A 26,320-nucleotide genomic window follows, 5' to 3' on the forward strand; every position below is an offset into this window, starting at 1 on the left:
TCCGTGGCGGCTCCAGCGCACCCGACTGCCGACCGGCAGCCGGGCCCATGGCTTGACCGGACGGTCAGTAGGTCAGGCCGAAGCCTTTTGGATGCAGCGTGTCTGCCGCCGGGTAGCCGGGCGCATCGGGCTGGTTGTCGATCACGGCCTGCAGCTTGTTGGCCAGCGCAAAGGGCAGCTTGCCCTGCGGCCTGAACTTGCCGCTCAGCACCTCCAGCAGGGCCACGTCGCTGACACCGAAGGTGCCCACGACGGCGCCGGCGTTCTTCAGCCCGCTGGCATCATCGAGCACGTAGGGCTGGCGGAAGTAGATCGCCAGCACCGTGTTCTTCGCGCCGACCTCGTTCATCACCGCCTGGATGTCGGCCAGAGAAGGCGTCATCTGCCACGACTGCGAGGCCGCCATGGTCGTGAACGACAGGTGGTTGACTTCCCACGGGAAGGCGCCACCGAAGATCAGGCCGGTGTCATCGACGCAGTTCGGGTTGCGCGCCGGGAACAGGACGCACGGGTCCTCGGCACCCCAGACCTGGCCTGTGCGCGGGTTCAGCCGGGTCGGGTCCGCCCCGGTGGTCGCACCCTTGGTGCGGTAGCCTGCGGTGATGGCCGCGGGGTTCGTGACCTGCACGCGGATCACGGCCGCGTCATGGCCCGCCGCGCTGGGTCGTGCTCCGGGTGTGGTGTAGTTGCCATCGGTGACGACGTAGCCGTACTTCTCCACGTCCGCCTTGCCCATGCCCATGGTGTAGAGGCGCTTGCCCGCGGCCAGCGGCAGCAGCTTCGTTCCCGCACCCGCGTCGCTGTTCTGCAGCAGCACGATGGATTGTTTCTGCACCTCCAGTCCCTTGGCGCGGTGCGCTTCGCTGCCGATGACCGTGTCCACCTGGGCCACGTCCACGTAGGGGTTCTCGAACAAGCCCAGCTTGAACTGCTCGGCCAGCAGTCGTCGCGCCGCTTCGTCCACGCGCGCGGCGCTCACCAGCCCGTCTGCCACCAGATCCGTGATGGTCTGGTTGCTGTTGAAGCCCGAGAGCACGTCCACGCCGGCATGGATGGCGGCAGCCGCGCGTTCCGGCACGGTCTTGTTTTCCAGGCCCCAGGCCCGGTCGTTGATGATGCCGGTGTCGGAGTTGACGTAGCCCTCGAATCCCAGTCGGCCGCGCAGCAGGTCCGTCACGATCTGCTTGTTGAACGCGAAACCGGTCTGGTCGTAGGTCACGCCTTCGTAGCTCACGCTGATGGGCACGCCGTAGTACGGCATGATCGACGAGACGCCCGCATGGATGGCGGCCATGAAGGGCTTGAGGTGGTCGCTGAAGTGGTTGCCCGGGTACACCTGCTGCTTGCCGAAGGCATAGTGCGGATCGAGTCCCTGCTCCTGCGGGCCGCCGCCAGGAAAGTGCTTCATGGTCAGCGCCACGGCCGTCCGGGTGCTCAACGGACCGCCCTGCAGGCCCTTCACGAGCGCCGTCATGATGTCGGCGTTGAGGTCGGCATCCTCGGTGAAGGTCTCGGAGACGCGGTACCAGCGTGGCTCGGTGGCCAGGTCGGCCATGTAGGCGTAGGCACCGCGCAGGCCCACGGCGCGCCACTCCGCGCTCATGACTTCGGTGAGCTTGCGGACCGGCGTCATGTCGCCGGTGCCCAGCGCTGCCGCCGCGATCCCGGCCTCGCGCGGGAACTCGGTGAAAGCGCCGGCACTGCCGGAGATGCCGAAGCGCGGGTCGCTGTTGTAGTGGTTGCGCGCGTTGTCCTTGAACAGTGCCGGAATGCCCAGCGACTCGGCCTCCGCCAGGGCCTGCACGGCGTTGTGGAACTCGGCGAGCTGGCGCGGCGTGACGGTGAAGCCGCTGCGCCCCGGCGACGTGCCGACGCAGGAACCGGGTGTGGCGCTGGCGACGTTGCGCAGAATGAAGCGGGTCATCTTCTGCGTCTGCACGAAGTTGACCGCCTGCGTCCCCTCGATGGTGCCGGCGCAACCGGCGTTGAGCGTGTCGATGAGCATCATTCCGGCCTTCTGCTGCAGCGTCATGCGCGGCAGCAGGTCGGCGATGCGGGCCTCGGCGGGCAGGCGCCAGTCCTCGTAAGGGTCGAGCTGACCGTTGCCGTTGGCGTCTCGGAACTCGTAGCCGTCCTGGGCCAGCTTGGCCTTGCTGCGGATGCCGATCGTGGGTTGCTCCAGGCGATCAGCCTCGTCGTCATCGCTGCCCAGGCAGCCGCTCAGGGCCAGTCCGGCCAGGCCCAGCGAGCAGGCTGCGGCCACGGTGCGCCGCCGGAATGCGTTTCGGTTCGTCATGTCGTCTCCTCGCGCGGGCCTCGTCCGGCCCGTCACATCGATGGTCAGATGTCTCTGCCTAACGGCTCGGGAGCGCCGTGGGCAGGTTCTGGATCTCGGCCTGTTGCACAGGATCTTCTGGTGGGCCACAGGTCTGCACGACCTGTGACTGCCAGCAAGTTTGGCCATACGGACGTTTTGCGTCCAATGCCAAAATAATTCCGACTTGATACCTTTTCCGTAAGAGGATGGCGATGGATCTGAGGCAGTTGAACTATTTCGTGGCCGTGGCGCAGACGCGGCATCTGGGACGTGCCGCCGAGAAGCTGCACCTGTCACAGCCGCCGTTGACCCGGCAGATCCAGCAACTCGAGGCGGAACTGGGCGTGCAGTTGTTCAAGCGCACGCCGCACGGCATGGAACTGACGCCCGCCGGGGAAGAACTGCTGCGTGATGCACAAAGCATCCGCAGTCTCGTGGCGCAAGCCGCAGAGCGGGCCCAGCGCGTCGGGCGTGGACAGGCCGGTCGCCTGGACGTCGGCGTCTACGGCTCGGCGATCTTCGGTCTGGTGCCCCAGGTGCTGGCGGCGTTCCATGCCGAACACCCTGAAGTGGAGCTGGTGCTGCATCACGCGCAGACGCCGGCACAGTTGCCTGCGCTGCGCCAGGGCCGGGTGGCTCTGGTGTTCGAGCGGATGCTGCCCGAGGAGGTCGATGTCGAAGTGGAGCTGGTGGCGCGCGAGCCGCTGCTGCTGGGCCTGTCCGAGCATCATCGGCTGGCCGCCCAGGACCGCGTCGATGTCGCGACCCTGCGGGATGAAAAGATGCTCATCGGGACGTCACCCTCCATTGCGGCCATGACGCTGCAACTTTGCCGGGCGCACGGCTTCGAGCCGCGACTGGCGTCACCGGCGACCGACATCGTCACGGCCACGCTGCTGGCGGCTGCGGGCCTGGGGGTGACGTTCGTCCCGGGCTCGATGACCAGCGTCCATTTTCCGGGCGTCACCTACCGGCCGCTGCAGTCGCGTGTCGACGCCTACATGGACCTGCATTGTTTCTACCTGCGCGACAACGGCTCGCCGCTGCTGGCGGCCCTGCTGCAGACGGTGCGGGCGTTCCGCACGAGATTCGCCCCGGCCAGGCTGCGCACCAGGCGATCCGGATCCCCAGGCTCGGCCACGGGCCTGAGGTCGAAGCCGCGTGCACGGCCCGGTGGCCAGGTGGAGTAGCCGGCCGTTCAAGGCCGTTCTCATGCTCGCCCGTTGCCGGTCACAATCACGTTCTCGCGCGGGCCTGCACCGCGCCTCCTCGCGACGAACTCCTGCCTCCCCATGACCCACCGCGTCCTCACCGGCATCACCACCACCGGCACCCTCCACCTCGGCAACTTCGTGGGCGCGGTGCGCCCGGCGATCGCGGCCAGCCGCGAGGCGGGGGTGGAGAGCTTCTTCTTCATGGCCGACTACCACGCGCTGATCAAGTGCGACGACCCGGCGCGCATCGAGCGCTCGCGGCTGCAGATCGCGGCGACGTGGCTGGCGGCGGGGCTGGACACGTCGCGCGTGGTGTTCTACCGCCAGAGCGACATCCCCGAGATTCCGGAGCTGACGTGGCTGCTGACCTGCGTCACGTCCAAGGGCCAGATGAACCGCGCCCACGCCTACAAGGGCGCGGTGGACGCCAACGTGGCGGCGGGCGAGGACCCGGACGCGGGCGTCACGATGGGGCTCTACAGCTACCCGATCCTGATGGCCGCCGACATCCTGATGTTCAACGCCCACCGGGTGCCGGTCGGGCGCGACCAGATCCAGCACATCGAGATGGCGCGTGACGTGGCGCAGCGCTTCAACCACCTGTTCGGCCAGGGGCGCGAGTTCTTCGTGCTGCCCGAGGCCCAGGTCGACGAGACGATGGAGCTGCTGCCCGGCCTGGACGGCCGCAAGATGAGCAAGAGCTACGACAACGTGATCCCGCTGTTCGAGGGCGGCGCCAAGGCGCTGAAGGAGGCGATCGCGCGCATCGTCACCGACAGCCGGCTGCCCGGCGAGCCCAAGGATCCGCAGGGCTCGCACTTGGTCAGCATCTTCGATGCGTTCGCGACGGCCGAGGAGCGCGAGGCCTTCCGCGCCGAGCTGCGGGCGGGCCTGGCCTGGGGCGAGGCCAAGCAGCGGCTGTACGACCTGATCGAGGCGCAGATCGGCCCGATGCGCCTGCGCTACGAGGCGCTGATGGCGCACCCGGAGCAGATCGAGGCGATCCTGCAGGCGGGCGCCGCGCGCGCGCGTGCGATCGCGTCGCCGCTGCTGGCCGAGCTGCGCCACGCGGTGGGGCTGCGCCGCTTCGAGCCGATCCAGGCTGCTGCTGCACCGCAGGTCAAGGCGAAGGTGGCGCTGCCGGTGTTCAAGCAGTACCGCGAGGCCGACGGCCAGTTCTACTTCAAGCTCAGCGCCCACGACGGCCGCGTGCTGCTGCAGAGCCAGGCCTTCGCCGGTGGGCGCGATGCGGGCGAGTGGGTCAAGAAGCTCAAGACCGACGGCGCGGCCGCGCTGGCCAGCGCGCCGGTGGCGCTGGGCGAGGGCGTCGCGGCCGACGAGGTGGCGCAGGCGCTGGCCGCGCTGATCGCGGCGGCCGAGGCCTGAACGGCGCGGGGTCCGCAAAGGTCCCCGGCCTGTGCGGCAGCCTGCGCGCGGGCTCGATCAACCGCATGGCCCTGAACCTGGCCGGCGAGCTGATGCCGGACTCGATGCAGCTGGACGTCGTCGACTGGCGCGACATTCCCATGTTCGACGCGGACCTGCTGGCTCAGGGCGTGCCCGCCTCGGTGCAGGGCCTGGCCGAACGGATCCGGTCGGCCGACGGCGTGATCATCGCCACGCCGGAGTACAACTTCACCCTGCCGGGGGCGTTCAAGAATGTCCTCGACTGGCTGAGCCGGGGCGACGACCAGCCCTTTGCCGGCAAGCCGGTCGCCATCCTGAGCGCCACGCCCGGCCCGCTGGGCGGCGCCCGCGTGCAGTACGACCTGCGCCGGGTGATGCTGTTCCTCAATGCGATGGTGCTGGTCAAGCCGGAGATCTTCATCGGCGGGGCCGGCGCCAAGTTCGACGCCTCGGGGCGCTGCAGCGACGACACGACCCGCCAGTTCGTGACGGCGCAGATGACGGCCTTCGAGAAGTGGATCCGGGCCACGGCCGCCATGAACGCTGCCCGCTGACGCGGCGAGGATCCCGGGCCGGCCGACCCCGGCCGAGCCCTTGAGGGTCCGACCGCGCGGCAGGCGTCGAGCCGCGCGGGCCCCGGCTCACTTCCCGCCCAGCCCGAGCTGCTTCATGAAGTCCTGGTTGTCCCAGAACAGCCACTCGTGGTCCATCGTGCCGCGCTGCCAGTGGCCGATCGTGGCCATGCTGATCGCGAAGCGCTGGCCGGTGGGCGCGATGCTCGTGCCGTCGGGCAGCGGCATCGGCCGCGTGAAGGTGCCGGTCATCACGCCGGTGGCCGTCGTCCACGAGCCCGAGCCGAAGCGGACCGGATGGGTCTTGATGCTGATGTCGGGCGCGAACACGAACATCGCCTTCAGGTCCTCGGTGTGACGGTCCAGGCCTTTGGTCTCATGGCCGTCGGGCCAGGTCACGACGATGTCCTTCGCGTGGCTCTCGTGCAGGCGGTCCCACTTCTGGTGGCTGAAGACGTCGAAGTCCAGCGTGTCGAACTTCTTCAGGTGCTTCTCGACCTGGGGCGACTGGCGCTCGTGCTTCGGTGCCGGCGTCGGCGGATTCTCGGCCGGCGTGGCCGCCTGGGCGATGCTGGCGGCGAAGGCGGCGACCGCGATCAGTGCGGTGGCGAGCGTGGTGCGGGTGGCGTTCATGGCTGTTGTCCTTGTCGTGTGCGGATCGTGGTTCGATGCGGCCGGTCAGCCCTTGCGCAGCCAGGTCGGCGCGATCGCCGTGCCCAGACCGGCGCCGTAGCCGAAGTGGATGTTCAGCCCGGCCAGCGGCTCCAGGTAGCGCGCGTTCTTCAGGCCACCGGCGTCGACCACGTCGAAGCCGAGGCTCTCGGCGACGGCTCGTGCCGTCTGCTTGGCGGCCGCGCTGTCGCTGGCGACGAAGACCGGCACGGTGCGGCCGTTGCCGAAGTCCGGCCCCTCGTTCAGCACCTGGGCGAACACGGTGTTGAAGCCCTTGACCACCAGCGCGCCCGGCACGGCGGCGGCGATCTGCTCGGCCGCCGAGGTCTCGTGGCCGATCGTCAGGCCCATGTAGTCGGGCGTCAGCGGGTTGGTGATGTCGATGACGACCTTGTCGTCCAGGTCGCCCAGCGAGCGCAGTGCCGCGACCGCGTCGGCGTAGCCGGTGGCCAGCACGATGGCGTCGGCATCGGCCGCCGCACCGGCGGTGGGCACGGCCTGAACGCCGGGGAACTTCGCGGCCAGCGCCGCGGCCTTGGCGCTGTCACGCGCGGTGACACGGACCTGGTGGCCGGCGCGGACCAGTTGCGGGACGAAAGCCGAGCCCATGTTGCCGGCGCCGAGTACGGTGATCTTCATGACGGTGTTTCCTGGGGTTCGTGCAGCGGGATGGCTGCGATGGGTTGAACTGTAGAAACATCGCTTCTGGAGATAAACCGCCAGATTGGAGATGGACTGTCTCGATGAAAGAGATAATCGGGCATGGACCGATATCAAGCCCTGCAGTCCTTCGTGGCCGTCGTCGACGCCGGCAGCTTCGTCGCGGGGGCCGAGGCGCTGGGCATCTCGAAGGCGGCGATCTCGCGCCACGTCGGCGAACTGGAGTCGCACCTGGGCGTGCGGCTGCTGAACCGGACGACACGCCGGCTGTCGTTGACGGTCGAGGGCGAGATCTATCTGGCGCGCGCCCGCGAGCTGCTGGCCGGCTTCGACGCGGCGCAGGCCGAGATCAGCTCGCGCAGCGGCGAGGCGGTCGGTCCGCTGAAGGTCAATGTGCCGGTCAGCTTCGGCCTGCTGCACCTGGCGCCGCTGTGGGCCGGTTTCCTGGTGCAGCACCCCAAGGTCGTGCTGGACGTGACGCTGTCGGACCGTGTGGTCGATCTGGTCGACGAGGGCTACGACCTGGCCGTGCGCATCGCCCGGCTGCCGACCTCGTCGCTGGTCAGCCGCAAGCTGACCTCGACCCGGCTGGTGCTGTGCGCCACGCCCGAGTACCTGCGCCGGCACGGCTCGCCGGCTCACCCGTCAGAGCTGGCCGGCCATGCGGTGATGGCCTACAGCCTGCTGTCGATCGGCGAGAACTGGGCCTTCGACGGCCCCGACGGCCCGGTGACGGTGAAGATCACGCCGCGCATGCGCACCAACAGCGGCGACAGCTGCCGCAGCGTCGCGCTGGCGCACGGTGGCATCGTGCTGCAGCCCACCTTCCTGGTCGGCGATGCTCTGCGGTCGGGCGAGCTGGTCGAGGTGCTGCCGGCCTTCCGCTCGATCGAGCTGGACGTCTACGCGGTCTACCCGAGCCGCAAGCACCTGACGCCCAAGGTTCGGCTGCTGGTCGACCACCTGGTGGAGGCGTTCCGGGTGCGGGGCTGGCCGGCCTGACGTACCCGCCCGGCCCCTTCGTGCGGCTCAGCCGCGCGGACGCAGCCGGCGCACCATCGCCGCGAAGAACTTCTCGGCGAAGTCGTCCTCGCGGATGAGCTGGGCGGTCAGGTCGGCGCAGCGCTGGCTCACGGCGGGAGCCAGTGCCACGTTGTCGCCCGGGATGGCGCCGGCTGCGCACTGGATCTCGGCGGCGCGCTGCACCGTCCACAGCAGGAAGAAGGTGCGTGGGATGTCCATCTCGCCCACGGCCACGCCGTGGTTGCGCAGCACCAGGATGTGCTTGTCGCCCAGGCTGGCCAGCATGCGCGGCTTCTCGTCCTCGAACAGCGTGATGCCCTCGAAGGCGTGGTAGCCGACGCGGCCGGTCAGCTGCGCGCCGTAGAAGTCGTCGTGGCCGAAGCCGGCGCGTTTCATCGCCACCGCCGAGACCTCGGTGGTGTGGGTGTGGATGACGCAGTGGATGTCCTCGCGCGCGCCGTGGATGGCGCTGTGCAGCGCGAAGCCGGCCGGGTTGGCGTCGTAGGGCGAGGGCTCGACCTTGTGGCCGTCGAGGTCGACCTTCAGCAGGTTGGCGGGCGTGACCTCGTCGTAGTTCAGGCCGAAGGGGTTGACCAGGTAGTGCTCGCTGCCGGGGATGCGCGCCGAGATGTGGTTGAAGATGGTCTCGGTCCAGCCGAAGTGGTCGACCAGGTGGTAGCAGTGCGCCAGCTGCTGGCGCAGGGTCCATTCGGCCTCGCTGATGTGGGCGGGCTTCAGGTCGGTCGGGCTCATGTCCATGGGGTCTCTCCAGGTTCTCGGATCAGTGGGATCAGGCCGTCGCGGGCTCGGCGAGGCGGCGTTCCGCGCGCCGCGCGGCGTGCCAGCGGGTCTGGCTCAGCAGGGTGCGGGTGGCGGGCATGGGCAGGGCGTAGCGCTCGGCCAGCTCGACCACCGCGTCGCCGATGGCGGCCAGCTCGAGCGGGCGGTCGCGCTCGAAGTCCTGCAGCATCGAGGTGCGCACCGCCCCCATCCCGGCGCCCAGTTGCAGGAACTCGATCGGGTCGATCGACAGCCGGGCGCCGTAGGCGCTGGCCACCAGCATGGTCTCGTGCATCACCGCGCGCACCGTCTCCAGCAGCACCGGGTCGGAGTAGATGGCCTGCAGCGTGGCGCGGGTGACCACCGACAGCGGGTTGGAGGTCAGGTTGGCGATCAGCTTGGTCCACAGCGTGTCGCGCAGGCGCTCCTGCGGACGGGCCTCGATGCCGGCCTGCGCGAACATCTCGCACAGCGCCTGCAGCCGGGGGCTCAGGCCGCCGGCGGGCTCGCCCAGCATCAGCAGGTGCGGCGTGCGCGAGCGCACCCGGCCGGCGCCGGTGCTCTCGGCGGTGACGAAGACCACCGCGCCCAGCACCTGGTCCAGCGGCAGCGCCTGCGCCAGCCGGCCCTGCGGGTCCACCGCCTGCACCGTCTGGCCGTCGAAGCGGCCTCCGGCGCCGTGGAAGAACCAGAACGGCACGCCGTTGACCAGCGGCACGATCAGCGTGCCCGGCCCGAGGCAGGGCTGCACCTGTTCGGCCAGCGCCGGCAGGTCCTGCGACTTGCTGCACAGCAGCACCAGGTCGGGGGCGGGCTCGTTGCCGTGCTCGTTCTGGCGCTCGTCCACGTGGGCGATGGCGCGCACCGGCGAGTGCCACCGGCCGTCCAGGTCGTCGAGCACCAGGCCCTGCTCACGCAGGGTCTGCAGCGTGCGGCCACGGGCCAGCAGGTCGACCGTGTGGCCGGCGGCGGCCAGCCGCGCCGCCAGCGTGCAGCCGATGGCGCCGGCACCGGCGATCAGCACGCGCCAGGGGCGCACGGGGTCGAGAAACATCGAGATCGTCATGAAGCATCAGTTCCAGGGTGGGGGGCCGCGGTTCAGTCGTCGGCGCTGTAGCCGCTGGCCTTGACGATCGGGCCCCAGCGCTCCAGGTCGGCGCGCACCAGGGCGGCGAACTGAGGCTGCGGCAGCGTCATCGGGTCGAGCGAGAGCTTGTCGAGCTGGGCCAGCAGCTCGGGCGACTGGGCGATCTGCGCCAGCGCCTGCTGCCACTGGGCCAGCAGCGGCGCCGGCGTGCCGGCGCGCAGGTAGGCGCCGTAGTACACGTCGGCCCGGATCTGCGGGTGGCCCAGCTCGGTGAAGGTGGGCACATCCGGCAGGCGGCGCGAGCGCCTGGCGCTGGCGATGGCCAGCACGCGCAGCCGCCCGCCGCCCAGGTGCGGCATCGCCAGGCTCATCGAGGTGACGGTCGAGGCGATCTGGCCGCCCATCACGTCCTGCACCGCCGCCGCGCCACCGCGATGCGGCACGTGCAGCAGGTCGATGTGGCTGGCATGGCCCAGCTGGCTGCCGACGAAGTGCATCGTCGTGCCGGCCGCGGCCGTGGTGTAGGAGGCGTCCTTCGGGTTCTGCCTGCACCAGGCCAGGAAGTCGGCCAGCGTGCGCACGCTGGCCGGCACCATCGGCCCCACCGCCAGGCCCACCGGCTCGGAGGCGATGGGCAGCACCGGCAGCACGTCGGTGGTGGTGTTGTAGGCGATGTTGCGGAAGACGTGCGGATAGATCGTCAGGATCGGGTCGGCCGTGATCAGCAGCGTGCGGCCGTCGGCCGGTGCGTTCTTCAGTTCGGACACCGCCAGGCGGCCACCGGCACCGGGCTTGTTCTCCACGATCACGGGCTCGCCCTCGCGGGCCGGCAGGCGCTGCTGCAGCGCGCGGGCCAGCACGTCGGCCGTGCCGCCGGGCGGAAAGCCCACCAGCAGCCGGGTGAGGCCGCGGCTGCCCTGGGCACGGGCGAGGCCGCTGGCCCCTGCTGCGGCCGCGGCGAGCGTGGCCAGGACCTGACGACGGGTGTTCATGAGATCGTGCTCCACGGCTTCAGGCGGCCACGCCCAGGGCGTGGTAGCGGCGGTTGAAATAGGCCAGCCCGGCGGGCGGCGCGGTGCTGTCGGGCTGGCGGACCTGGCGCAGCTCGACGATGAAGACGCTGTGGGTGCCGACCTCGTGGGTGGCGACGATCTGGCCGTCGAGCTGCACCAGGGCGCCGTCCAGCGCCGGGGCGCCGGTGGCCAGCGCCTGCCAGGGGCTGCGCTCGAAGCGCTGCGCCATCGGCACCTCGCGGTTGGCGAACAGCGCCGAGAGGTCCTGCTGGTCGGCGCCGAGCACGTTGACGCACAGCACGCCGTTGTCGGCGAAGTGGCGGTGCGCGAACGACGAGCGGTTCATGCAGACCAGCACGGTGGGCGGGCTGTCGGTCACGCTGCAGACCGCCGAGGCGGTGAAGCCGGCCACCCCGGCCGGCCCGTCGGTGGTGATGACGGTGACCGCGCCGGGCAGGCGGGCCATGCCGTCACGGAAGTCGCTGGTCGCCACGGGGGCGGCCGCAGCAACGGGAGCGGGCGAGGAAGAGGCGGACATGGGCAGGCTCCAGATGAATCGTTGGACGGCGCGGGCGGCTCAGATGTCCAGCACCAGGCGGGCAGAGCGTGCGCGTGAGCAGCACACCAGGATCTGGTCGTTGGCCTCGCGTTCCTCGTCGGTGAGGTAGGCGTCGCGGTGCTCGGGCTCGCCTTCGAGCACGGTGCAGGCGCAGGTGCCGCACACGCCCTGCTCGCACGAGACCTGCACCTTGATGCCCACGCGCTCCAGCGCGCTGCGCAGCGTCTCGTCGGCCGCGGCGACCACGGTCCTGCCGCTGCGCCGGGCCACGATCTCGACGGGCTGGTCGCCTGCGGCCGGGGTCACGATGGGTGCGCTGAAGTACTCGCGGTGGCGCTGCGCGGCGGGCAGGCCGGCGGCCTCGGCCTCGGCCAGCACCCAGTCCATGAAGCCCGACGGGCCGCAGACGTAGAGGTGGCTGCCCGCCGGTGCGGCGCGCAGCAGGGCCTGGGGGGCCAGGCGGGTGTCGGCGGCCTCGTCGTCGGCATGCACCGTCACGCGGGCCGCCCACGGGGCCTGCACCAGCTCGTCCAGGAAGGCGGCCTGCGCGCGGCTGCGCACGCAGTAGTGCAGCTCGAAGGACGCGCCCGTGGCGTGCAGGCGCGCGGCCATCGCCAGCATCGGCGTGATGCCGATGCCGCCGCCCGCCAGCACGCTGTGCGGGGCCGACTCGTCGAGCGGGAAGTGGTTGCGTGGCGCGCTGATGGCCAGGCGCGTGCCCTCGCTCAGCAGGTGCTGGTGCACCGCGACCGAGCCGCCGCGCGAGGCCGGGTCCTTGAGCACGCCCAGGCGGTAGTGGTGGGTGTCGGCCGGGTCGCTGCAGAGCGAGTAGGGGCGCACCAGGCCGCCGGGCAGGTGCAGATCCACGTGGGCGCCGGCGCTGAAGGCGGGCAGTGGGCGGCCGCTGGCGTCTTCCAGGTGGAAGATGGCCACGCTCTGGCCTTGCAGGGTGGGCTGGCGCACCACCACGTCGAGGAGTTCTGTGCTCATGGGGAAAGGTCCGGGTGGGGTGGGCGCGCCTCAGCGCATGAACAGGCCGCCGTTGAGGTCCCAGGCGGCGCCGGTGACCGAGGCGGCGTCGTCGCCGGCCAGCAGCACCACGGTGCGGGCGATGAAGCGGGCGTCGCCCAGGCGCTGCACCGGGATGGTTTGCACGATCTGAGCCAGCTTGTCGGCCGGCACCATCGCGTGCACCGAAGGCAGGTCCAGCGGACCCGGAGCGACCGCGTTGACGGTGACCCCCTGGCCGGCGAGCGCGCGGGCGAAGATCTTGGTCAGCGCCAGGATGCCGGCCTTGCTGGCAGCGTAGTGCGCGCCCGAGGCCGTGCCGCCGTTCTGCCCGGCCAGCGAGGCCACGTTGACGATGCGCCCGAAGCCCGCCGCCGCCATGGCCGCACCGATGACCTGGCAGCCCAGGAAGCAGCCGCGCAGGTTGACGTCGGTGACGCGGCTGAACTCCTCGGCGCTGATCTGCATCACCGGCGTGGTCAGCGTCAGCGCGGCGTTGTTGACCAGCACGGCGGGCGTGCCCCAGCCTGCGGACAAGGCCGCCAGCGCGGCCTCGAAGTCGGCCTTGGCCAGCACGTCGAGCGCGCGGCCGGCGGCGGTGGCGCCGCCGGCGTCCAGCGCATGGGCGGCGCTGGCGGCGGCGTCGCCGTCACGGTCGGTCAGCAGCACGCGCCAGCCGGCGGCGTGCAGCTCGGTGGCGATCGCCAGGCCCAGGCCGGCGGCGGCGCCGGTGACCAGGGCCACGGGTTTGGCCGATGCAGTGGAGGCAGCAGTCGTCATCGCCGGGTTCCGATCAGAGGATGAAGCCGATGCCCAGCAGGGTGTCGGTGGAGTTGATCAGGCGCAGCACCTTGCGCTGGATGCGCCAGGCACCGTCGCCGGGGCCGTTCTTCACCAGCGTCCAGGTGACGTCGGCGGTGTACTGGTGCAGGTTCTCCTTGCGGAACTCGCGCAGGTCCTGCGCGCCGCGCAGCGTCACGGTGTCACCGTCCTCGGCGATGACACGCAGCCGCGAGACGCTGCGCACCGTGCGCGCCATCGGCTGGGTCGAGACCGATTCGCCGCTGGTCAGGCGCGCGACGCGGGCCGAGCGCATGCCGGCGTTGTCGTGGGCGTAGTTCAGGGTGTTGTCGAAGTCGGTGGTGTCCGGGTCGATCGGCACGATGTAGTGGCCGGTGGGCGACCACAGGTCCAGCCAGGCGGCGTATTCGCCGTGGTCGAGCATGTCGGCCTCGGCCCAGACGAAGGCCGTGACGCTGTTGAGCAGTGGGAGGTTCATGGCAGCAGGTGTTGAGTGAGTTGGATGGCGGCGCTCAGGCGGTCATCAATTTTTTCCACTGGCGGTAGGCGGCGCGCATGCCGGTCTCGGCGCTGACGTCGCTCGCCTTGCCGTCTTCGGTGATGCGCTCGCCGGGCAGGCCGCGGTTGACCATGACCCACAGATCCTTGCCGGCGCTGGCGCCCTTCTGCACGCGCTCCCAGGCTTCCGAGTCGTCCGGCGTGCCGAAGCCCATCGGGCCCTGGAAGTGCTCGTGCAGGCGCAGCCGGGCCTGGTTGGCCACGGCCGGGCCGCCGTCCATCACGATCGCGGCGTGGTGGATCTCGGTCTCGTTGACCGACACCGGCTGCAGCACGCGGAAGAAGGCCATCGAGCAGGCGATGTTGGGGAACAGGTTCAGGTTGAAGCCGGTGCCGCCCACGGCGCGCACCAGGCGGCGCACGGTGGTGTCGTCATGGCCTTCGTCGCGCAGCGCCTGGGCCAGCTCGGCGAAGCGCTCGGGGATGGGCGCGTCGAGGTTGGCCTCCAGGTCGACCAGCGACGGGATCATCACCATCACGCTGTGGCCGTTGCCCAGATCTTCCACGTAGCCCGGGCCCTTGACGAAGTCGAAGACCTGCTTGGTCTCTTCGTCGATCGAGCTCAGGAAGCTCTTGTGCACCAGGGGGAAGTGGTAGGCGTCGGTGGTGTTCTCGAGCTGGATCTTCCAGTTGCCGGGGAAACGAAAGCGGTGTTCGCCCGCCACCTTGACCGGGTAGCCGCCGGCCTGCTTCATGAACAGGTCGATCCACTTCCTGGCCGGGCCGAGCCAGTCGACCAGCGGCTCCAGGTCGTCGCGGAAGGTGGCGAAGACCATGCCGTTGTAGGTCTCCACGCGCAGGCTCACCAGCGGGAACTCGCCCTTGTCCAGGCAGTCGCCGTAGCTCTCGGGGTGGGGCACGCCGCGCAGCTGGCCGTCCAGCGCATAGGCCCAGCCGTGATAGGGGCAGACGAAGCTGGCCGTCTTGCCCTTCTTGTGCTCGCAGACGGTGGCGGCGCGGTGGCGGCAGCGGTTGAGCAGCACGTGGATCTGGTTCTTCCGGTCGCGGCTGACGATGACCGGCTCCATACCCACCCAGTGTGTCTTGAAGCTGCCGGCCTCGGGCAGTTCGCTTTCGTGCGCCACCCAGACCCAGCAGTTGCGGAAGATCCTGTCCATCTCCTGGTCGAAGAGGGCCGGGTCGGTGTAGAGCGAGGTGTGCACACGGTCGTCGCGGACCAGGTCGCCCACCGGGCGCTGGAAGGTGATGGGGGAGACGGGGGCGTTCATGGCGGAGGAGGTTCCTGGGCAGAAGGGTGGAGGCAAGAGGCGGCGGTCGGGCACGTCAGCCGTGCGGCGCGGCCTGCGGCGGGATCGCGGTGGCCGCGGGCACCGGCAGGGCGGTGTCGCTCTGCCAGTGGTCGACCGGGCGGCTGAAGAGGTTCTCGGTCTCGAAGCGGGCGATGCGCCACTGGCCGTCCAGGTCGTGCACCATGCGCAGCCGCAGCTGGGCGGCGTTGAGGTGCGAGCGGCCGTCGGCGAAGGTGGAGGTCTGCAGCATCACCCAGTGCGCATCGGCGCTGTAGGGGCTGTCCACGTGGATGAGTTCCGAGCAGAGGAAATGCACGTTCAGCGCAAAATGCGCCGGCGTGCCCATGTAGCGCGCCAGCATCGTGCCGATGGCGGCACGCCCCTCGTGGCGCCCGAAGCTGCTGCCGTAGCGGCTGCCCCGGCCGCTCCAGACCGCGTCCTCGGTGAACAGCGACAGCAGTTCATCCAGCGGGGTGCGGGCATCCAGCCGGTCGCACAGCGCCATGTAGCGGTTCACGCAGGCGCGGATGGCCTGTTCGGCCTCCAGCGTCTGCAGGCGCGCCTCGAGCTGCTGCAGCCGGGTCTCGGCATCCGTCGTGGGGTGGGCCATGGTGCCGGCCTCAGGCGGTGGCGGCCGCGCTCGGGGGCACCACCAGCGCCCGGCCGACCCGGGCCTCGACCTTGGCGTATTTCCAGAGCTTGTGCGCCCCGTCGCCGACCGGCAGCGTGCGGAACAGGTTGCAGGCCGCGTGCACCGTGGCCAGGTCCGGCACGTCGGCCAGCACGTAGCAGGTCCAGGGCCACTGGGTGGACGGGCCGACCATGGACTGGTCGTCGTCCATGTTGCCCAGCACCGTCACGCCCGGCAGCTCCGCGATGCCGTTCATCATGCGGCCGAAGGCCTGCCAGACGGCCTTGGCCTCGTCGGCCGTGGCATCGAAGAAGTTCTGGTTGATGCCGATGCAGAACAGCGTGCGCAGGGCAGGGGTCGGAGAGCTCATGGCGGATGTCCTTTCAGGGATGGGGATTCACAGATAACCCGGCAGCGCGGGCTGGCCGAACAGCATCGCGCCGGCGTTCTGGTAGGTGATGTCGCCGAGGAAGGCGTGCTGCGTCAGCACCAGGCTGTCGCGCACCTGGCGGGCGATCGGGCTGCGGTCGTAGACGCCGGTCATGCCGGTCTGCATCTGTACCGCGCGGGTCACCTCGGCGCCGACGCGGGCCGCGTGCGTGGCCGACAGGCGCAGCGTGCTGGTCTGCTCGGGGCTGACGTCGTCGCCACGCAGCAGGCTGTCCCAGGCGTCGTCGATGGCCTCGTAGAAGAAGGCGCGGGCCGCGCGCAGCTGGGCTTCGGCACGGGCCAGCTCGATCTGCACCTGCGGCCGGTCGGCCAAGCGGGGCGCGCCGGTGACGGAGATGCGGCCACTGGCCAGGCCGCGCAGCTCCTCGATCGCGCCGCGGGCGATGCCCAGGCCCACGACGGCCAGCACCTGCGCGGCGAAGGACAGCGTCGGGTAGCGGAACATCGGCTCGTCGAGCAGCGAGCGGCTGCCGCGCACGAAGGTCCAGTCCTCCGGCACGACCACTCGGTCGACCACCAGGTCGTGGCTGCCGGTGCCGGTCAGCCCCATGACTTCCCAGGTCGGCTCGATCGTCACCTGCGCACGCGGCATCACCGCCATGCGCGGCAGTCCGCTGTGTTCGCCGTCGGTCGGGCTGATGCCCACGCCGATCAGGTTCGCGCCCATGCAGCCGCTGGCGAAGGCCCAGCGGCCGCTGACCTCGAAGCCGCCCGCCACCCGCGGGGCCCGCTGCGGCGGGAAGATGCCGCCGGCGAACACCACGTCGGGCGAGTCGGCGTAGATCTGTCGCAGCGTGGCCGGCGGCAGCGCGGCCAGGTAGGTCACGGCCATGCCGAAGCTGGCGACCCAGCCGGTCGAGCCATCGGCCTGCGCGATGGTCTCCACCAGCTCGCAGAACTCGCGCGCGCTGCGCTGCTCGCCACCCAGGCGGCGCGGCACCAGGGCGCGGTAGACGCCCAGCTGCTTGAGCCGCTCGATGATGTCCGGCGAGATGAAGCGCTGGCGCTCGAACTCGGCGCTGCGGCGTCGCACGTCGGCGAGCAGCGACTCCAGGGCGGACGCCGCGGGAGCAGCGCTGGAAACGGCGGGGGCGGGATCAGCGCGCGTGGGGCTGAGTGTCGGCATGCGAGGCTCCGGTGACGGCAGTGAGTTCAAGTTGGTGGCTCAGAAGCTGAGCCACGGCGCAGAGGTATTCATCGGCGCCCCGTCGCGCGACCAGCTGCAGGCCGACGGGCAGGCCGTCGGCCGTGTTCAGCGGCAGGCTGATGGCGGGGTGGCCCGACAGGTTGAAGGGCCGCACCAGCGCGGTCATGCCGACCGCGGCGGCGGTGTCGGCGGCATCGGCCAGCCGCGGCGCGGGTTCGGACAGCGTGGGCAGGGCCAGCACGTCGCAGTGCGCCAGCGCCTGGTCGACCTCGGCGGCGAAGCGTCGGCGCACATGCTCGGCGGCAGCCAGCTCGGTGGCGTCAGTGTGGCGGGCCCGCTGCAGCCGGGCGGCCACGTCCGCGCCGACCCGGCCGGTGTCGAGCAGCGCGCCGCAGGCGGCCCAGGTCTCGGCGTTGATGACCGACAGGCCGGCCTGGTAGGCGGCCTGGAAACCCTTGAGCGACACGGCCTGCAGCGTGTGGCCGCTGCGCTGCAGCAGGTCGTCGACCGCCTGCTGCGCGGCGGCCCCCGCCAGGCCGCGTGGCACGCCCAGGCGCAGCGGCCCGTCCAGCGCCGGCAGCGGGCCGAAATCGGGAGTGATGGCCTGCATGGCCTGGATCAGCCAGGCCATGTCCGTGGCCAGCGGGCCCACGCAGTCCAGCGTGGAGCGTGCGGGCAGCACCCCGTCGCGGCTGACCCGGCCGAAGCTGGGCTTGAGGCCGAAGATGCCGCAGCAGGCCGCCGGCACGCGCACCGAGCCGCCGGTGTCGGTGCCCAGCGCGACCGGCACCAGGCCGGCGGCCACCGCGGCGGCCGAGCCGCTCGACGAGCCACCGGGCACGCGGTCCGGCCAGGCCGGATTGAGCGGCGTGCCGCAGCCGTGGTTGATGCCGGTCGTGCCGAAGGCCAGCTCGTGCAGCACGGTCTTGCCGGTGATGCGCCAGCCGGCGTCCAGCAGGCGCTGCACCACCTCGGCATGCCGTGCTTCGGGGGCCGCATCCTGCAGCGCCAGGCTGCCGGCCCGGGTGGGGGTGCCCGCGATGGCGATGGTGTCCTTGACCATCACCTCGGGGCCGGCCGACCCGAGGGACAGCGGCAAGACGACTGGATTCATGGGGTGGACCGAACGGTGTTGAGGTGGCGCAAAGGTAGGATTTATTACGTGAAAAGTCAAATAAAAACTCGACCTTTGAGCCTGAGCAAAACCGGTGCGGAAAATCCGTGTTCGCGCCTGCTGCTGGGGCGTTGCGCCCTGAATTGGTGGATCGTCCATCAAGGTCATGGACCTGATATCACCTTGCAATCAAAGGCAATGAACGAACCGGTGTGATGTCGTGCGAGGGCGGTCGCTGGACGCTGATCCGTGAATGCACAACGGCTCGTCACGCTGATGCGTGGGATGCCTGCGCAGGCAACTGCTTGAAATGTCCCGCAATGAAAAGATGGAATTTGGCATGGAATCTGCTGATCTGCATCAACACGTCGACGCCGGTCTTCGATCACCGCAGGCGTCGCGGTCCGTTGCGGATGAACCTCGCCCGCCTTCTTTTCCACCTCAGGTGCCATGTGCGCCCAGGAGCTCCCGACATGTCGATGACCTGCCTCGTTCGCCCCCTTCTGCGTTCTCTTCTGCTCGGTGGCCTGGTGGCCTGCGCAGCGGGGGCCCAGGCCCAGATCAAGATCGGTGTCGTGTCCTCGTCGACCGGGCCGATCGCGCTGGTGGGCATCCCGCAGAAGAACACCGTGCCGCTGCTGCCCACGCGGGCGGGCGGGCAGACGATCGAGTACATCTCGCTCGATGACGCGAGCGATCCGACCGCCTCGGTCTCGGCGATCAAGAAGCTGATCAACGAGGAGAAGGTCGATGCGCTGATCGGTCCGAGCGGCTCGCCCAACGCGATGGGCGTGATCCAGTTCGTCGCCGAGGCGGGCGTGCCGATGTTCGCGCCGGTGGGCACGGCCGCGGTGGTGCTGCCCATGACGGAGCAGAAGAAGTGGGTCTTCAAGACGACGCAGAACGACGACCTGATCGCCGCCGCCCTGGTGCAGCACATGGGCCGCACCGGCGTGAAGACGCTGGGCTTCATCGGCACGGCCGACCCCTACGGCGACAACTGGCACAAGGTGCTCGAAGGCCTGGCGGGCAAGGCCGGCATCCGGATGGTGTCGGCCGAGCGCTTCCAGCGCCAGGACACCTCGCTGACCGCGCAGTCGCTCAAGACGCTGGCGGCCCGCCCGGATGCGGTGCTGATCGCCGCCCCGGGCAGCTCGTCGGTGCTGCCCCAGACCACGCTGCATGACCAGGGCTACAAGGGCAAGGTCTACCAGACCCACGGGGCGGCGCTGCCCGACTTCCTGAAGCTCGGTGGCAAGAAGGTGGAAGGCACCATCCTGGCCGCCAGCGCGATGCTGGTGCTCGACCAGGTGCCTGACAGCCACCCGACCCGCAAGATCGCCGCGTCCTACGTCGCCGCCTACGAGAAGCTGCACGGCAGCAAGCCGGCCACCTTCGGTGCCAACGTCTTCGATGCCGGCCTGCTGCTGCAGGCGGCCATCCCGGTGGCGCTGAAGTCCGGCAAGCCGGGCACGCCCGCCTTCCGCTCCGCGCTGCGGGACGCGGTCGAGCAGATCCGCGAGCTGCCGGCCACGCAGGGTGTCTACAACCTGAGTGCGGCCGACCACAGCGGCTTCGACGAGCGCGGCCGCGAGCTGATCACCGTCAAGAACGGTCAGTGGACCCTGCTGAAGTGAGCCCTCGACCATGAACACGCAGATCGCACTCCTGCTGGGGCAGGATGGCGTGACCAGCGGGGCGATCTATGCCCTGCTGGCCCTGGCCATCGTCCTGGTGTTCACCGTCACCCGGGTGATGCTGGTGCCGCAGGGCGAGTTCGTCACGTTCGGCGCGATGACCATGGCGGCGCTGCAGGCCGGCCAGCCGGCGTCGCTGACCTGGCTGCTGCTGGGCCTGGCGCTGCTGCGGTCCCTGCAGCAGGGCTGGGCGCTGCGCACCGCCGGCGGGCGGGCGCTGCGGCAGGCCTGGCCGATCCTGGTGATGCCGCTCTATGCCTTGCTGCTGCTGGCCATCGGCCGCAGCGACATGGCCACGCACTGGCCGATGGCCGCCCAGGTGCTCTACACGCTGGCCCTGGTCGTGCCGCTGGGCCCGCTGCTCTATGACCTGTGTTTCCGCCCGGTGGCGTCGGCCCATGCGCTGGTGCTGCTGATCGTCTCGATCGCGGTGCACGTGGTGCTGGTCGGCCTGGCGCTGCTGATGTTCGGCGCCGAAGGCGCGCGCACGCAGCCCTTCTCCGAGGACGGCCTGCCGCTGGGGCCGGTGCAGATCGGGGCCCAGACGCTGTGGGTGGTGGCCGCCGCGCTGCTGATGATCCTGGCGCTGTACGTGTTCTTCGAGCGCACGCTGCAGGGCAAGGCCTTGCGCGCCACGGCGGTCAGCCGCCTGGGGGCGCAGCTGATGGGCATCTCGCCGGCGGCGGCCGGGCGGGCCAGCTTCGGCCTCGCCGCGCTGATCGGCGGCCTGTCGGGCGTGCTGATCGCGCCGATCACGACGCTGTACTACGACTCGGGCTTCATCATCAGCCTCAAGGGTTTCGTCGGTGCGGTCGTCGGCGGCCTGGTGAGCTATCCGCTCGGCGCGCTGGGTGCGCTGGCGGTCGGGCTGGTGGAGGCCTATTCCACGTTCTGGGCCAGTGCCTACAAGGAGGTGATCGTGTTCACGCTCATCCTGCCGTTCCTGTTGTGGCGCTCGCTGAGCGCCCGCCATTCCGAGGAGGACGCATGAGCGCGACCCCGCTGTCCCGTCATGCCGCCGCGGGGTCCGCCGCTGCGGACACGCCGTCGTCGGCCTGGCGACGCCGGGCCTGGTGGCTGCTGCCGCTGGCCTTCCTGCTGGCCGGGCCGTGGCTGCCGGTCTTCCAGCTGACCCTGCTCAACAACATCGGCCTGGCCGCGCTGGTCGCGCTGGGGCTGGTGCTGCTGACCGGCGTGGCCGGCATGACCAGCTTCGGCCAGGCGGCGTTCGTCGGCCTGGGCGCCTACAGCTGCGCCTGGCTCAGCGTCGGGGTCGGCCTGCCGGCCTGGCTGCAGCCGCTGGCGGGCTCGCACCTGGCGGCGCTGCTGCTGGGCCTGGTGCTGACGCTGGCCGTGGCGGCGGTGCTCGGGGCGGTGACGCTGCGCCTGTCGGGCCACTACCTGCCGCTGGGCACGATCTGCTGGGGCCTGGCGCTGTTCTACCTGTTCGGCACGCTCGAGTCGCTGGGGGGCCACACCGGCCTGTCGGGGCTGCCCGCGCTGAGCCTGGGGGGCCTGGTGCTCGACGGACCGCAGAAGATGTTCGTGCTGATCTGGGTGGTGCTGCTGCTGGCCGTGGCGCTGGTGCACAACCTGCTCGACTCGCGCAGCGGCCGGGCCATCCGCGCCCTCAACGGCGGGCAGGCGATGGCCGACTCGATGGGGGTGCCGGTGCTGCGGGCCAAGCTGTCGGCCTTCCTGATCTCGGCGGCGCTGGCCTGCGTGTCGGGCTGGCTGTACGCGTGCAACCAGCGCTTCGTCAGCCCGGCGCCGTTCAGCCTGGGGGCGGGCATCGACTACCTGTTCATGGTGCTGATCGGCGGGGCCGGCCACCTCTGGGGCGCGGTGGCCGGTGCGGTGGTCGTGACGCTGTCGCGCGACCTGCTGCAGGACACGCTGCCTCGCCTGCTGGGCGAGGGCGGCAACTACGAGGCCATCGTGTTCGGCCTGCTCATCGTCGTGCTGATGCACCGGGCTCCGGGGGGGCTGTGGAGCTGGGTGCACCGGCTCTGGATGGCGCGGGTGCAGGGCCCGGCCACGGGCCGCGGACCGGCGGCCGCGACCGGCCCGGCCCCCGAGCCGCTGCCGCGGCGCACGCTGCCCGAGCGTGGCCAGGTGGTGCTGGAGACCCGCGGCCTGACGCGTCGCTTCGGTGGCCTGGTGGCCAACCGCGACCTCGACCTGAGCCTGAAGGCCGGCGAGATCCTGGCGGTGATCGGCCCGAACGGCGCCGGCAAGAGCACGCTGTTCAACCAGCTGTCCTGCGTCGACCAGCCCAGCGCGGGCGAGGTGCGGTTCGCCGGTCGCAGCGTGCTGGGCTGGACGCCCCGGCGCATCGCCGCGGCCGGGCTGTCGCGCACCTTCCAGCACGTGCGCCTGCTGCCGACGATGAGCGCGCTGGACAACGTGGCGATCGGTGCCCACCTGCGCGGGCGCCGCGGGCTGCTGGCCAGCGCCTTGCGCCTGGACCGTGGCGAGGAGGCCCGCCTGCTGGCCGAGGCCCGGCACCAGCTCGAGCGCGTGGGCCTGGGCGCGCTGGCCCACGTGCCCGCCGGCAGCCTGGCGCTGGGGCAGCAGCGGCTGCTGGAGATCGCCCGCGCGCTGTGTGCCGATCCGGCGGTGCTGCTGCTCGACGAGCCCGCCGCCGGCCTGCGCCACCAGGAGAAGCAGGCGCTGGCCACGCTGCTCAGGCGCCTGCGGGACGAGGGCATCGCGGTGCTGCTGGTGGAACATGACATGGACTTCGTGATGAATCTGGTCGATCGGGTGGTGGTGATGGTGTTCGGCGCCAAGATCGCCGAGGGCCTGCCTGCACAGGTGCAGCAGGATCCGAAGGTGCTCGAGGCCTATCTGGGAGCGACGACATGAACGAGCCGGTGCACACACCGCTGCTGGAGGTGCAGGACCTGTCGGTCGCCTACGGCAAGATCGAGGCGCTGACGGGGGTCTCGCTGACCCTGGGCGCGGGCGAGATCGTCACCGTCATCGGTCCCAACGGCGCGGGCAAGAGCACGCTGCTGGGTGCGCTGATGGGCGTGCTGCCGGCGACCCGGGGCCGGATCCGCCTCGAGGGCCGCGAGATGGACCCGGCGGCCGCCGACGTGGGTGACCGGGTGTCCCGCGGCGTCGGCCTGGTGCCCGAGACCCGGGCGCTGTTCGCCAGCATGAACGTCGAGGACAACCTGCGCCTGGGCGCCTTCCGCTTCCGCCAGGAGCCGGCGTCGCGGCACGCCCGCTCGCTCGACGAGGTCTACGAGCTGTTCCCGCGGCTCAAGGAGCGCCGCGGGCAGATGGCCGCGGCGCTGTCGGGCGGCGAGCGCCAGATGCTGGCGCTGGGCCGGGCGCTGATGGGCCGTCCCCGCCTGCTGATGCTCGACGAGCCCAGCCTGGGGCTGGCGCCGCTGATCGTGCGCGACATCTTCCGCATCATCGTGCAGCTGCGCCGCCAGGGGGTGTCCATCCTGCTGGTCGAGCAGAACGCGCGTGCGGCCCTCGAGGTGGCCGACCGGGCCTACGTGCTCGAGCTCGGTCGCGTGGTGATGCAGGGGCCGGCCGCGCAGCTGGCCGGGGACCCGCGCATCGTCGAGGCCTACCTCGGCCTGCAGGGGCGCCACCAGGCGCTGCTGTCGAGCTGAGGCGGCCGGCCGCCACGATCGAGGCCCGCGGTAAGATGATTTCCCCACCCCTGCGCCCCTGGCGCCGTGCCCTTTCCGCAGGCCCCGTGGCCCCGGCCCCGTCCGGAGCCCCGGCGGTCCCGGTCCTTCGCCTGTCCCGTCATGGTCACCAAGAACCGCCTGAGCCGCTGCAACCCCGCCAGCCCCGAATTCCGCAAGGAGGAGTTCCCGTTCTACTGGCTGGCCCGCGTCCACGGCGCCTACACCATGGAGATGGAGCAGGCGCTCAAGACGGTGGACATGGACATCCCCACCTGGCGCACGCTGTTCATCCTCAAGGAGAACGGCACCAGCAGCATCTCCGAGATCTCGCTGCACGCCATCGCCAAGCTGTCGACGGTCACCAAGATCGTCTACCGCATGAAGGCCGAGGGCCTGGTCGACACCGCGCCGTCGCAGCAGGACGGCCGGGTCACCGAGGTCACGCTCACCGAGACGGGCCGCCAGGCGATCGAGCGCATCCAGCTGGCGACCAGCCACCTGTTCCTGCGCAGCTTCAACGGCATGACCACCGCCCAGATCGACAAGCTCAACGAACTGCTGCAGCTGCTGCTGCGCAACATCGCGGCGCCCTGAACCTGCGTCCGCCTCTCACCCGAGGAGTTCCGACGTGGAAAAAGGCGTACCGATCCGGTCGCTGAGCCGCGGCATCGCCGTGCTGCAGCTGATCAACCGCCTGGGGGCGGTGTCCCTGACCGACATCACGCGCCAGCTGGCGCTGCCCTACCCGACGGCCTGCCGCATCGTGCAGACGCTGGTGCATGAAGGCCTGGTCGAGCAGGAGGTGCTGCACAAGCGCTACCGCGCCACCCGCCAGGTCGATACCCTGTCGCACGACTGGCGTGACCAGGGCCGCCTGGTGGAGGCGGGGCGCCAGGTGCTGGTCGAGGCGACGCTGCAGCACGGCTGGCCGCTGACGCTGACCACCCGCCTCGGCCAGTCGATGCGCGTCACCGACTCCAGCTGCGCGCTCGGCGCGCTGGCGCTGCGCCACATCGACCGCGGCAGCACCTTCCCGATGCTCGACTGCGCTGCCGGCCATGTGCACCTGGCCTTCTGCGACGAGCCCGCGCGCCTGCACCTGACGGGCACGCTGGAGCGCGGGCCGCGCAGCGAGGCCCTGGAGCGCCTGCGCTCCGGGCAGCTGGTGCGCAGCGTGCGCACCGCCGGCCACGCGCTGCATCACCGTGGTGGCAGCGGCGTGCATCCGGTGCGCACCTCGTCGCTGGCGGTGCCGGTGTTCGAGGCCGGACGACTGGTGGCGGAGCTTTCGCTCAGCTTCTTCGCCTCGGCCATGAGCCTGGAGCAGGCCGAGCAGCGCCATGCCGCCGAGCTGCAGGGCCAGGCCCGCCGCATCGGCCAGGCCCTGATGCAGGAGCCCCGTGCTCTGGTCGATCCGGCCACGGGCGCCAAGCCGGCCTGGCCGGCGGCGGTCGCTGCTGCCGCACCGGCGCGTCCGCCGGTGCCGACGCTGGTTTAGAACGCCTTGCGCATGCCGACCTGCACCATGCGCTTCTCGCCGATGTATTCCTTCAGCGAGTCGGTGGCGAAGGCGACGCCGCCGTAGACCGCCGTCTGGCGCGACAGGTCGTACTTCACCGCCGCGGCGATGCGGCCCAGGCCGACCTCGCTGCCCGCACCGCTGTAGGTGGTGTGCGTGTAGTTGCCGCCCAGCGTCAGCGCGCCCAGCGGCACCGCCACGCCGGCGGTCCAGGCCTCGAGCTTGCTGGCCACGAAGGTGGTCGGCCCGGTGATGGTCCAGTTGGTGATCGCGGTCAGGTTGCCGGTGCTGCCGCTCAGGTCGCGGGCCGATTGCAGACCGCCCATCAGCTTGAAGGCGCCGAAGTTGTAGCTGGCGGTGGCCGTCAGCGTCTTGTTGGTCTTGCGGTCCGTGCTGCGGTCCGTGTTCCATTCGTAGGCCATCGCGGTGAACAGCGGGCCCTGCGCATAGGCGGCCTTGACCCCCTGGTAGCGGTCGGTGCTGCCTTCACCCAGGCCGACGGCGACCTGGCCGGTCAGCCCGCCTAGGCTGGGCGACAGGTACTGCACCATGTTGTCGATGCGCGGCCCGTCGATGAACTGCGGCAGCAGCGGGGAGGTGGTGTTGGTCAGTCCGGCGCCGCCGGGGAACATGACGGTGCTGCCCGTGAACGGGTTGTTGGGCACCAGCACCTCGTCGTGCATCGCGTACTGGCGACCGAGGCGCACCTCGCCCAGTCCGGCCTGCGCCAGCCCCAGGTAGGCCTGGCGACCGAAGGCGCGGCTGCCCTGCTTGAGCGTGCCGTCGTCGACGCCCAGACCCTGTTCCAGCACGATCGCGGCCCGCATGCCGTGGCCCAGGTCCTCGTTGACCTTCACGCCCCAGCGCGAGCCGTTGAGGCCGTAGGTGTGGCCGTCGTTCATGCGGGTCACCGACGCGCCGCCGTTCTTCTTCTCGCCGGCGGTGGCGCGGTTGATGTTGGCGTCCAGCACGCCGTAGAGGGTCACGTTCGTGCCCACCTGCGTCTGTGCCTGGCTGGCGACGGCGGCGGTGGACAGTGCCACGGCCATGCCGATCGTGAAGGTCTTGCGGGTCTTGCTCATGTCGGACTGCGCTCCTGCTTCCCATGTGGATGAACGGGTTCATGCTAGGAGCGTGGTCTCGAGCGCGTGCGAGGGCGTGCGCTTCTTCCGTGCAGCGGAATCA

The 26,320-nt window shown here is 70.7% G+C and carries 26 protein-coding genes; 10 read left to right on the forward strand and 16 right to left on the reverse strand.

All coding sequences use genetic code 11. From position 1 onward, the window contains the following. Nucleotides 1-64: 64 nt before the first annotated feature. Nucleotides 65-2,296, reverse strand: coding sequence for a glycoside hydrolase family 3 protein (locus C7444_RS00895; RefSeq protein ID WP_110398936.1), 2,232 nt, complete (start codon nucleotides 2,294-2,296; stop codon nucleotides 65-67). 233 nt (nucleotides 2,297-2,529) lie between these two features. On the opposite strand from C7444_RS00895, the gene C7444_RS00900 reads away from it, so the two are divergent. The 3 genes from C7444_RS00900 (at nucleotide 2,530) to C7444_RS00910 (ending at nucleotide 5,492) form a co-directional block, all read left to right on the forward strand. After that, nucleotides 2,530-3,507, forward strand: a complete 978-nt coding sequence (locus C7444_RS00900) for a LysR substrate-binding domain-containing protein (RefSeq protein ID WP_110398937.1) — start codon at nucleotides 2,530-2,532, stop codon at nucleotides 3,505-3,507. Between the two features lie 102 nt (nucleotides 3,508-3,609). Further along, nucleotides 3,610-4,917: a tryptophan--tRNA ligase gene (locus tag C7444_RS00905; protein WP_110398938.1), complete on the forward strand. Its 1,308-nt coding sequence runs from the start codon at nucleotides 3,610-3,612 to the stop codon at nucleotides 4,915-4,917. Between the two features lie 29 nt (nucleotides 4,918-4,946). Next, nucleotides 4,947-5,492 (forward strand): NADPH-dependent FMN reductase, encoded by a 546-nt coding sequence (locus C7444_RS00910; RefSeq protein ID WP_259372548.1) that lies wholly within the window; start codon nucleotides 4,947-4,949, stop codon nucleotides 5,490-5,492. An 87-nt stretch (nucleotides 5,493-5,579) separates the two neighbouring features. Here C7444_RS00910 and C7444_RS00915 read toward each other — a convergent pair whose 3' ends face one another. Beyond that, nucleotides 5,580-6,143, reverse strand: a complete 564-nt coding sequence (locus C7444_RS00915; protein ID WP_110398939.1) for an ester cyclase — start codon at nucleotides 6,141-6,143, stop codon at nucleotides 5,580-5,582. 45 nt (nucleotides 6,144-6,188) lie between these two features. Continuing rightward, the gene (locus C7444_RS00920; protein WP_110398940.1) at nucleotides 6,189-6,821 is read right to left on the reverse strand and encodes an NADPH-dependent F420 reductase; all 633 of its coding nucleotides are present in this window, start codon (nucleotides 6,819-6,821) and stop codon (nucleotides 6,189-6,191) included. A 123-nt stretch (nucleotides 6,822-6,944) separates the two neighbouring features. Here C7444_RS00920 and C7444_RS00925 point away from each other — a divergent pair, with 123 nt between their 5' ends. Continuing rightward, a complete protein-coding gene (locus C7444_RS00925; protein WP_110398941.1) occupies nucleotides 6,945-7,844 on the forward strand; it encodes a LysR family transcriptional regulator in 900 nt (299 codons plus the stop codon). Between the two features lie 27 nt (nucleotides 7,845-7,871). Here C7444_RS00925 and C7444_RS00930 read toward each other — a convergent pair whose 3' ends face one another. From C7444_RS00930 to C7444_RS00985, 12 genes are read right to left on the reverse strand one after another with little or no spacing between them, the layout of a single operon-like run. Continuing rightward, nucleotides 7,872-8,624, reverse strand: a complete 753-nt coding sequence (locus C7444_RS00930; protein ID WP_211317455.1) for a class II aldolase/adducin family protein — start codon at nucleotides 8,622-8,624, stop codon at nucleotides 7,872-7,874. Nucleotides 8,625-8,655: 31 nt separating this feature from the next. Then, on the reverse strand, nucleotides 8,656-9,711 hold the full coding sequence (locus C7444_RS00935) for a ketopantoate reductase family protein (RefSeq protein ID WP_245909345.1): 1,056 nt from the start codon (nucleotides 9,709-9,711) through the stop codon (nucleotides 8,656-8,658). A gap of 32 nt (nucleotides 9,712-9,743) precedes the next feature. Next, nucleotides 9,744-10,724: a tripartite tricarboxylate transporter substrate-binding protein gene (locus C7444_RS00940; protein WP_110398942.1), complete on the reverse strand. Its 981-nt coding sequence runs from the start codon at nucleotides 10,722-10,724 to the stop codon at nucleotides 9,744-9,746. 19 nt (nucleotides 10,725-10,743) lie between these two features. Next, nucleotides 10,744-11,283 carry a flavin reductase gene (locus C7444_RS00945; protein ID WP_245909346.1) on the reverse strand — a complete coding sequence of 180 codons (540 nt, stop codon included), beginning with the start codon at nucleotides 11,281-11,283 and terminating at the stop codon, nucleotides 10,744-10,746. Nucleotides 11,284-11,322: 39 nt separating this feature from the next. Then, nucleotides 11,323-12,294, reverse strand: coding sequence for a PDR/VanB family oxidoreductase (locus tag C7444_RS00950; RefSeq protein WP_110398943.1), 972 nt, complete (start codon nucleotides 12,292-12,294; stop codon nucleotides 11,323-11,325). A 30-nt stretch (nucleotides 12,295-12,324) separates the two neighbouring features. Then, on the reverse strand, nucleotides 12,325-13,092 hold the full coding sequence (locus C7444_RS00955) for an SDR family oxidoreductase (RefSeq protein ID WP_110398944.1): 768 nt from the start codon (nucleotides 13,090-13,092) through the stop codon (nucleotides 12,325-12,327). Between the two features lie 13 nt (nucleotides 13,093-13,105). Next, nucleotides 13,106-13,591 (reverse strand): aromatic-ring-hydroxylating dioxygenase subunit beta, encoded by a 486-nt coding sequence (locus C7444_RS00960; RefSeq protein WP_110398945.1) that lies wholly within the window; start codon nucleotides 13,589-13,591, stop codon nucleotides 13,106-13,108. Nucleotides 13,592-13,625: 34 nt separating this feature from the next. Further along, the gene (locus tag C7444_RS00965) at nucleotides 13,626-14,900 is read right to left on the reverse strand and encodes an aromatic ring-hydroxylating oxygenase subunit alpha (RefSeq protein ID WP_110398946.1); all 1,275 of its coding nucleotides are present in this window, start codon (nucleotides 14,898-14,900) and stop codon (nucleotides 13,626-13,628) included. Between the two features lie 55 nt (nucleotides 14,901-14,955). Continuing rightward, complete coding sequence (locus C7444_RS00970; RefSeq protein WP_110398947.1) at nucleotides 14,956-15,531, reverse strand: nuclear transport factor 2 family protein; 576 nt, start codon at nucleotides 15,529-15,531, stop codon at nucleotides 14,956-14,958. 10 nt (nucleotides 15,532-15,541) lie between these two features. Beyond that, on the reverse strand, nucleotides 15,542-15,922 hold the full coding sequence (locus C7444_RS00975) for an IacB protein (protein WP_110398948.1): 381 nt from the start codon (nucleotides 15,920-15,922) through the stop codon (nucleotides 15,542-15,544). 27 nt (nucleotides 15,923-15,949) lie between these two features. After that, complete coding sequence (locus C7444_RS00980) at nucleotides 15,950-17,128, reverse strand: acyl-CoA dehydrogenase family protein (RefSeq protein ID WP_110398949.1); 1,179 nt, start codon at nucleotides 17,126-17,128, stop codon at nucleotides 15,950-15,952. Continuing rightward, nucleotides 17,100-18,263 carry an amidase gene (locus C7444_RS00985; RefSeq protein WP_110398950.1) on the reverse strand — a complete coding sequence of 388 codons (1,164 nt, stop codon included), beginning with the start codon at nucleotides 18,261-18,263 and terminating at the stop codon, nucleotides 17,100-17,102. Before C7444_RS00985 ends, C7444_RS00980 begins: the two co-directional genes overlap by 29 nt. 479 nt (nucleotides 18,264-18,742) lie before the next feature. On the opposite strand from C7444_RS00985, the gene C7444_RS00990 reads away from it, so the two are divergent. The 6 genes from C7444_RS00990 to C7444_RS01015 all read left to right on the forward strand — a co-directional run bounded on the left by C7444_RS00990 (nucleotide 18,743) and on the right by C7444_RS01015 (nucleotide 25,114). After that, a complete protein-coding gene (locus tag C7444_RS00990; protein ID WP_110399150.1) occupies nucleotides 18,743-19,900 on the forward strand; it encodes an ABC transporter substrate-binding protein in 1,158 nt (385 codons plus the stop codon). Between the two features lie 10 nt (nucleotides 19,901-19,910). After that, nucleotides 19,911-20,951 carry a branched-chain amino acid ABC transporter permease gene (locus tag C7444_RS00995; RefSeq protein ID WP_110398951.1) on the forward strand — a complete coding sequence of 347 codons (1,041 nt, stop codon included), beginning with the start codon at nucleotides 19,911-19,913 and terminating at the stop codon, nucleotides 20,949-20,951. Further along, nucleotides 20,948-22,828, forward strand: a complete 1,881-nt coding sequence (locus tag C7444_RS01000; RefSeq protein ID WP_110398952.1) for a branched-chain amino acid ABC transporter ATP-binding protein/permease — start codon at nucleotides 20,948-20,950, stop codon at nucleotides 22,826-22,828. The genes C7444_RS00995 and C7444_RS01000 overlap by 4 nt, the downstream gene beginning before the upstream one ends. After that, nucleotides 22,825-23,595, forward strand: coding sequence for an ABC transporter ATP-binding protein (locus C7444_RS01005; protein WP_110398953.1), 771 nt, complete (start codon nucleotides 22,825-22,827; stop codon nucleotides 23,593-23,595). Before C7444_RS01000 ends, C7444_RS01005 begins: the two co-directional genes overlap by 4 nt. 141 nt (nucleotides 23,596-23,736) lie before the next feature. Beyond that, entirely contained in the window at nucleotides 23,737-24,210 is a 474-nt protein-coding gene (locus C7444_RS01010; protein WP_110398954.1) for a MarR family winged helix-turn-helix transcriptional regulator, read from the forward strand. A gap of 34 nt (nucleotides 24,211-24,244) precedes the next feature. After that, a complete protein-coding gene (locus tag C7444_RS01015; protein WP_110398955.1) occupies nucleotides 24,245-25,114 on the forward strand; it encodes a helix-turn-helix domain-containing protein in 870 nt (289 codons plus the stop codon). Here the strand turns inward: C7444_RS01015 and C7444_RS01020 are convergent. Next, nucleotides 25,111-26,217, reverse strand: coding sequence for a porin (locus C7444_RS01020; protein WP_110398956.1), 1,107 nt, complete (start codon nucleotides 26,215-26,217; stop codon nucleotides 25,111-25,113). The two genes, C7444_RS01015 and C7444_RS01020, sit on opposite strands and share 4 nt — an antisense overlap. Nucleotides 26,218-26,320: the final 103 nt, after the last annotated feature.

This window comes from Sphaerotilus hippei (genome assembly GCF_003201595.1).
Taxonomy (GTDB): Bacteria; Pseudomonadota; Gammaproteobacteria; order Burkholderiales; family Burkholderiaceae_C; genus Sphaerotilus; species Sphaerotilus hippei.

Bases quoted from the DNA above. Each gene is read 5' to 3' on its own strand.
- C7444_RS00920 (WP_110398940.1), bottom strand. From the start codon at position 6,821: ATGAAGATCACCGTACTCGGCGCCGGCAACATGGGCTCGGCTTTCGTC.
- C7444_RS00960 (WP_110398945.1), bottom strand. From the start codon at position 13,591: ATGAACCTCCCACTGCTCAACAGCGTCACGGCCTTCGTCTGGGCCGAG.
- C7444_RS00915 (WP_110398939.1), bottom strand. From the start codon at position 6,143: ATGAACGCCACCCGCACCACGCTCGCCACCGCACTGATCGCGGTCGCC.
- C7444_RS00965 (WP_110398946.1), bottom strand. From the start codon at position 14,900: ATGAACGCCCCCGTCTCCCCCATCACCTTCCAGCGCCCGGTGGGCGAC.
- C7444_RS00995 (WP_110398951.1), top strand. From the start codon at position 19,911: ATGAACACGCAGATCGCACTCCTGCTGGGGCAGGATGGCGTGACCAGC.
- C7444_RS00970 (WP_110398947.1), bottom strand. From the start codon at position 15,531: ATGGCCCACCCCACGACGGATGCCGAGACCCGGCTGCAGCAGCTCGAG.
- C7444_RS00895 (WP_110398936.1), bottom strand. From the start codon at position 2,296: ATGACGAACCGAAACGCATTCCGGCGGCGCACCGTGGCCGCAGCCTGC.
- C7444_RS00935 (WP_245909345.1), bottom strand. From the start codon at position 9,711: ATGACGATCTCGATGTTTCTCGACCCCGTGCGCCCCTGGCGCGTGCTG.
- C7444_RS00900 (WP_110398937.1), top strand. From the start codon at position 2,530: ATGGATCTGAGGCAGTTGAACTATTTCGTGGCCGTGGCGCAGACGCGG.
- C7444_RS00980 (WP_110398949.1), bottom strand. From the start codon at position 17,128: ATGCCGACACTCAGCCCCACGCGCGCTGATCCCGCCCCCGCCGTTTCC.
- C7444_RS00930 (WP_211317455.1), bottom strand. From the start codon at position 8,624: ATGGACATGAGCCCGACCGACCTGAAGCCCGCCCACATCAGCGAGGCC.
- C7444_RS00985 (WP_110398950.1), bottom strand. From the start codon at position 18,263: ATGAATCCAGTCGTCTTGCCGCTGTCCCTCGGGTCGGCCGGCCCCGAG.
- C7444_RS00925 (WP_110398941.1), top strand. From the start codon at position 6,945: ATGGACCGATATCAAGCCCTGCAGTCCTTCGTGGCCGTCGTCGACGCC.
- C7444_RS01020 (WP_110398956.1), bottom strand. From the start codon at position 26,217: ATGAGCAAGACCCGCAAGACCTTCACGATCGGCATGGCCGTGGCACTG.
- C7444_RS00940 (WP_110398942.1), bottom strand. From the start codon at position 10,724: ATGAACACCCGTCGTCAGGTCCTGGCCACGCTCGCCGCGGCCGCAGCA.
- C7444_RS01000 (WP_110398952.1), top strand. From the start codon at position 20,948: ATGAGCGCGACCCCGCTGTCCCGTCATGCCGCCGCGGGGTCCGCCGCT.
- C7444_RS00945 (WP_245909346.1), bottom strand. From the start codon at position 11,283: ATGTCCGCCTCTTCCTCGCCCGCTCCCGTTGCTGCGGCCGCCCCCGTG.
- C7444_RS01005 (WP_110398953.1), top strand. From the start codon at position 22,825: ATGAACGAGCCGGTGCACACACCGCTGCTGGAGGTGCAGGACCTGTCG.
- C7444_RS00990 (WP_110399150.1), top strand. From the start codon at position 18,743: ATGACCTGCCTCGTTCGCCCCCTTCTGCGTTCTCTTCTGCTCGGTGGC.
- C7444_RS00950 (WP_110398943.1), bottom strand. From the start codon at position 12,294: ATGAGCACAGAACTCCTCGACGTGGTGGTGCGCCAGCCCACCCTGCAA.
- C7444_RS01010 (WP_110398954.1), top strand. From the start codon at position 23,737: ATGGTCACCAAGAACCGCCTGAGCCGCTGCAACCCCGCCAGCCCCGAA.
- C7444_RS00975 (WP_110398948.1), bottom strand. From the start codon at position 15,922: ATGAGCTCTCCGACCCCTGCCCTGCGCACGCTGTTCTGCATCGGCATC.
- C7444_RS00905 (WP_110398938.1), top strand. From the start codon at position 3,610: ATGACCCACCGCGTCCTCACCGGCATCACCACCACCGGCACCCTCCAC.
- C7444_RS00955 (WP_110398944.1), bottom strand. From the start codon at position 13,092: ATGACGACTGCTGCCTCCACTGCATCGGCCAAACCCGTGGCCCTGGTC.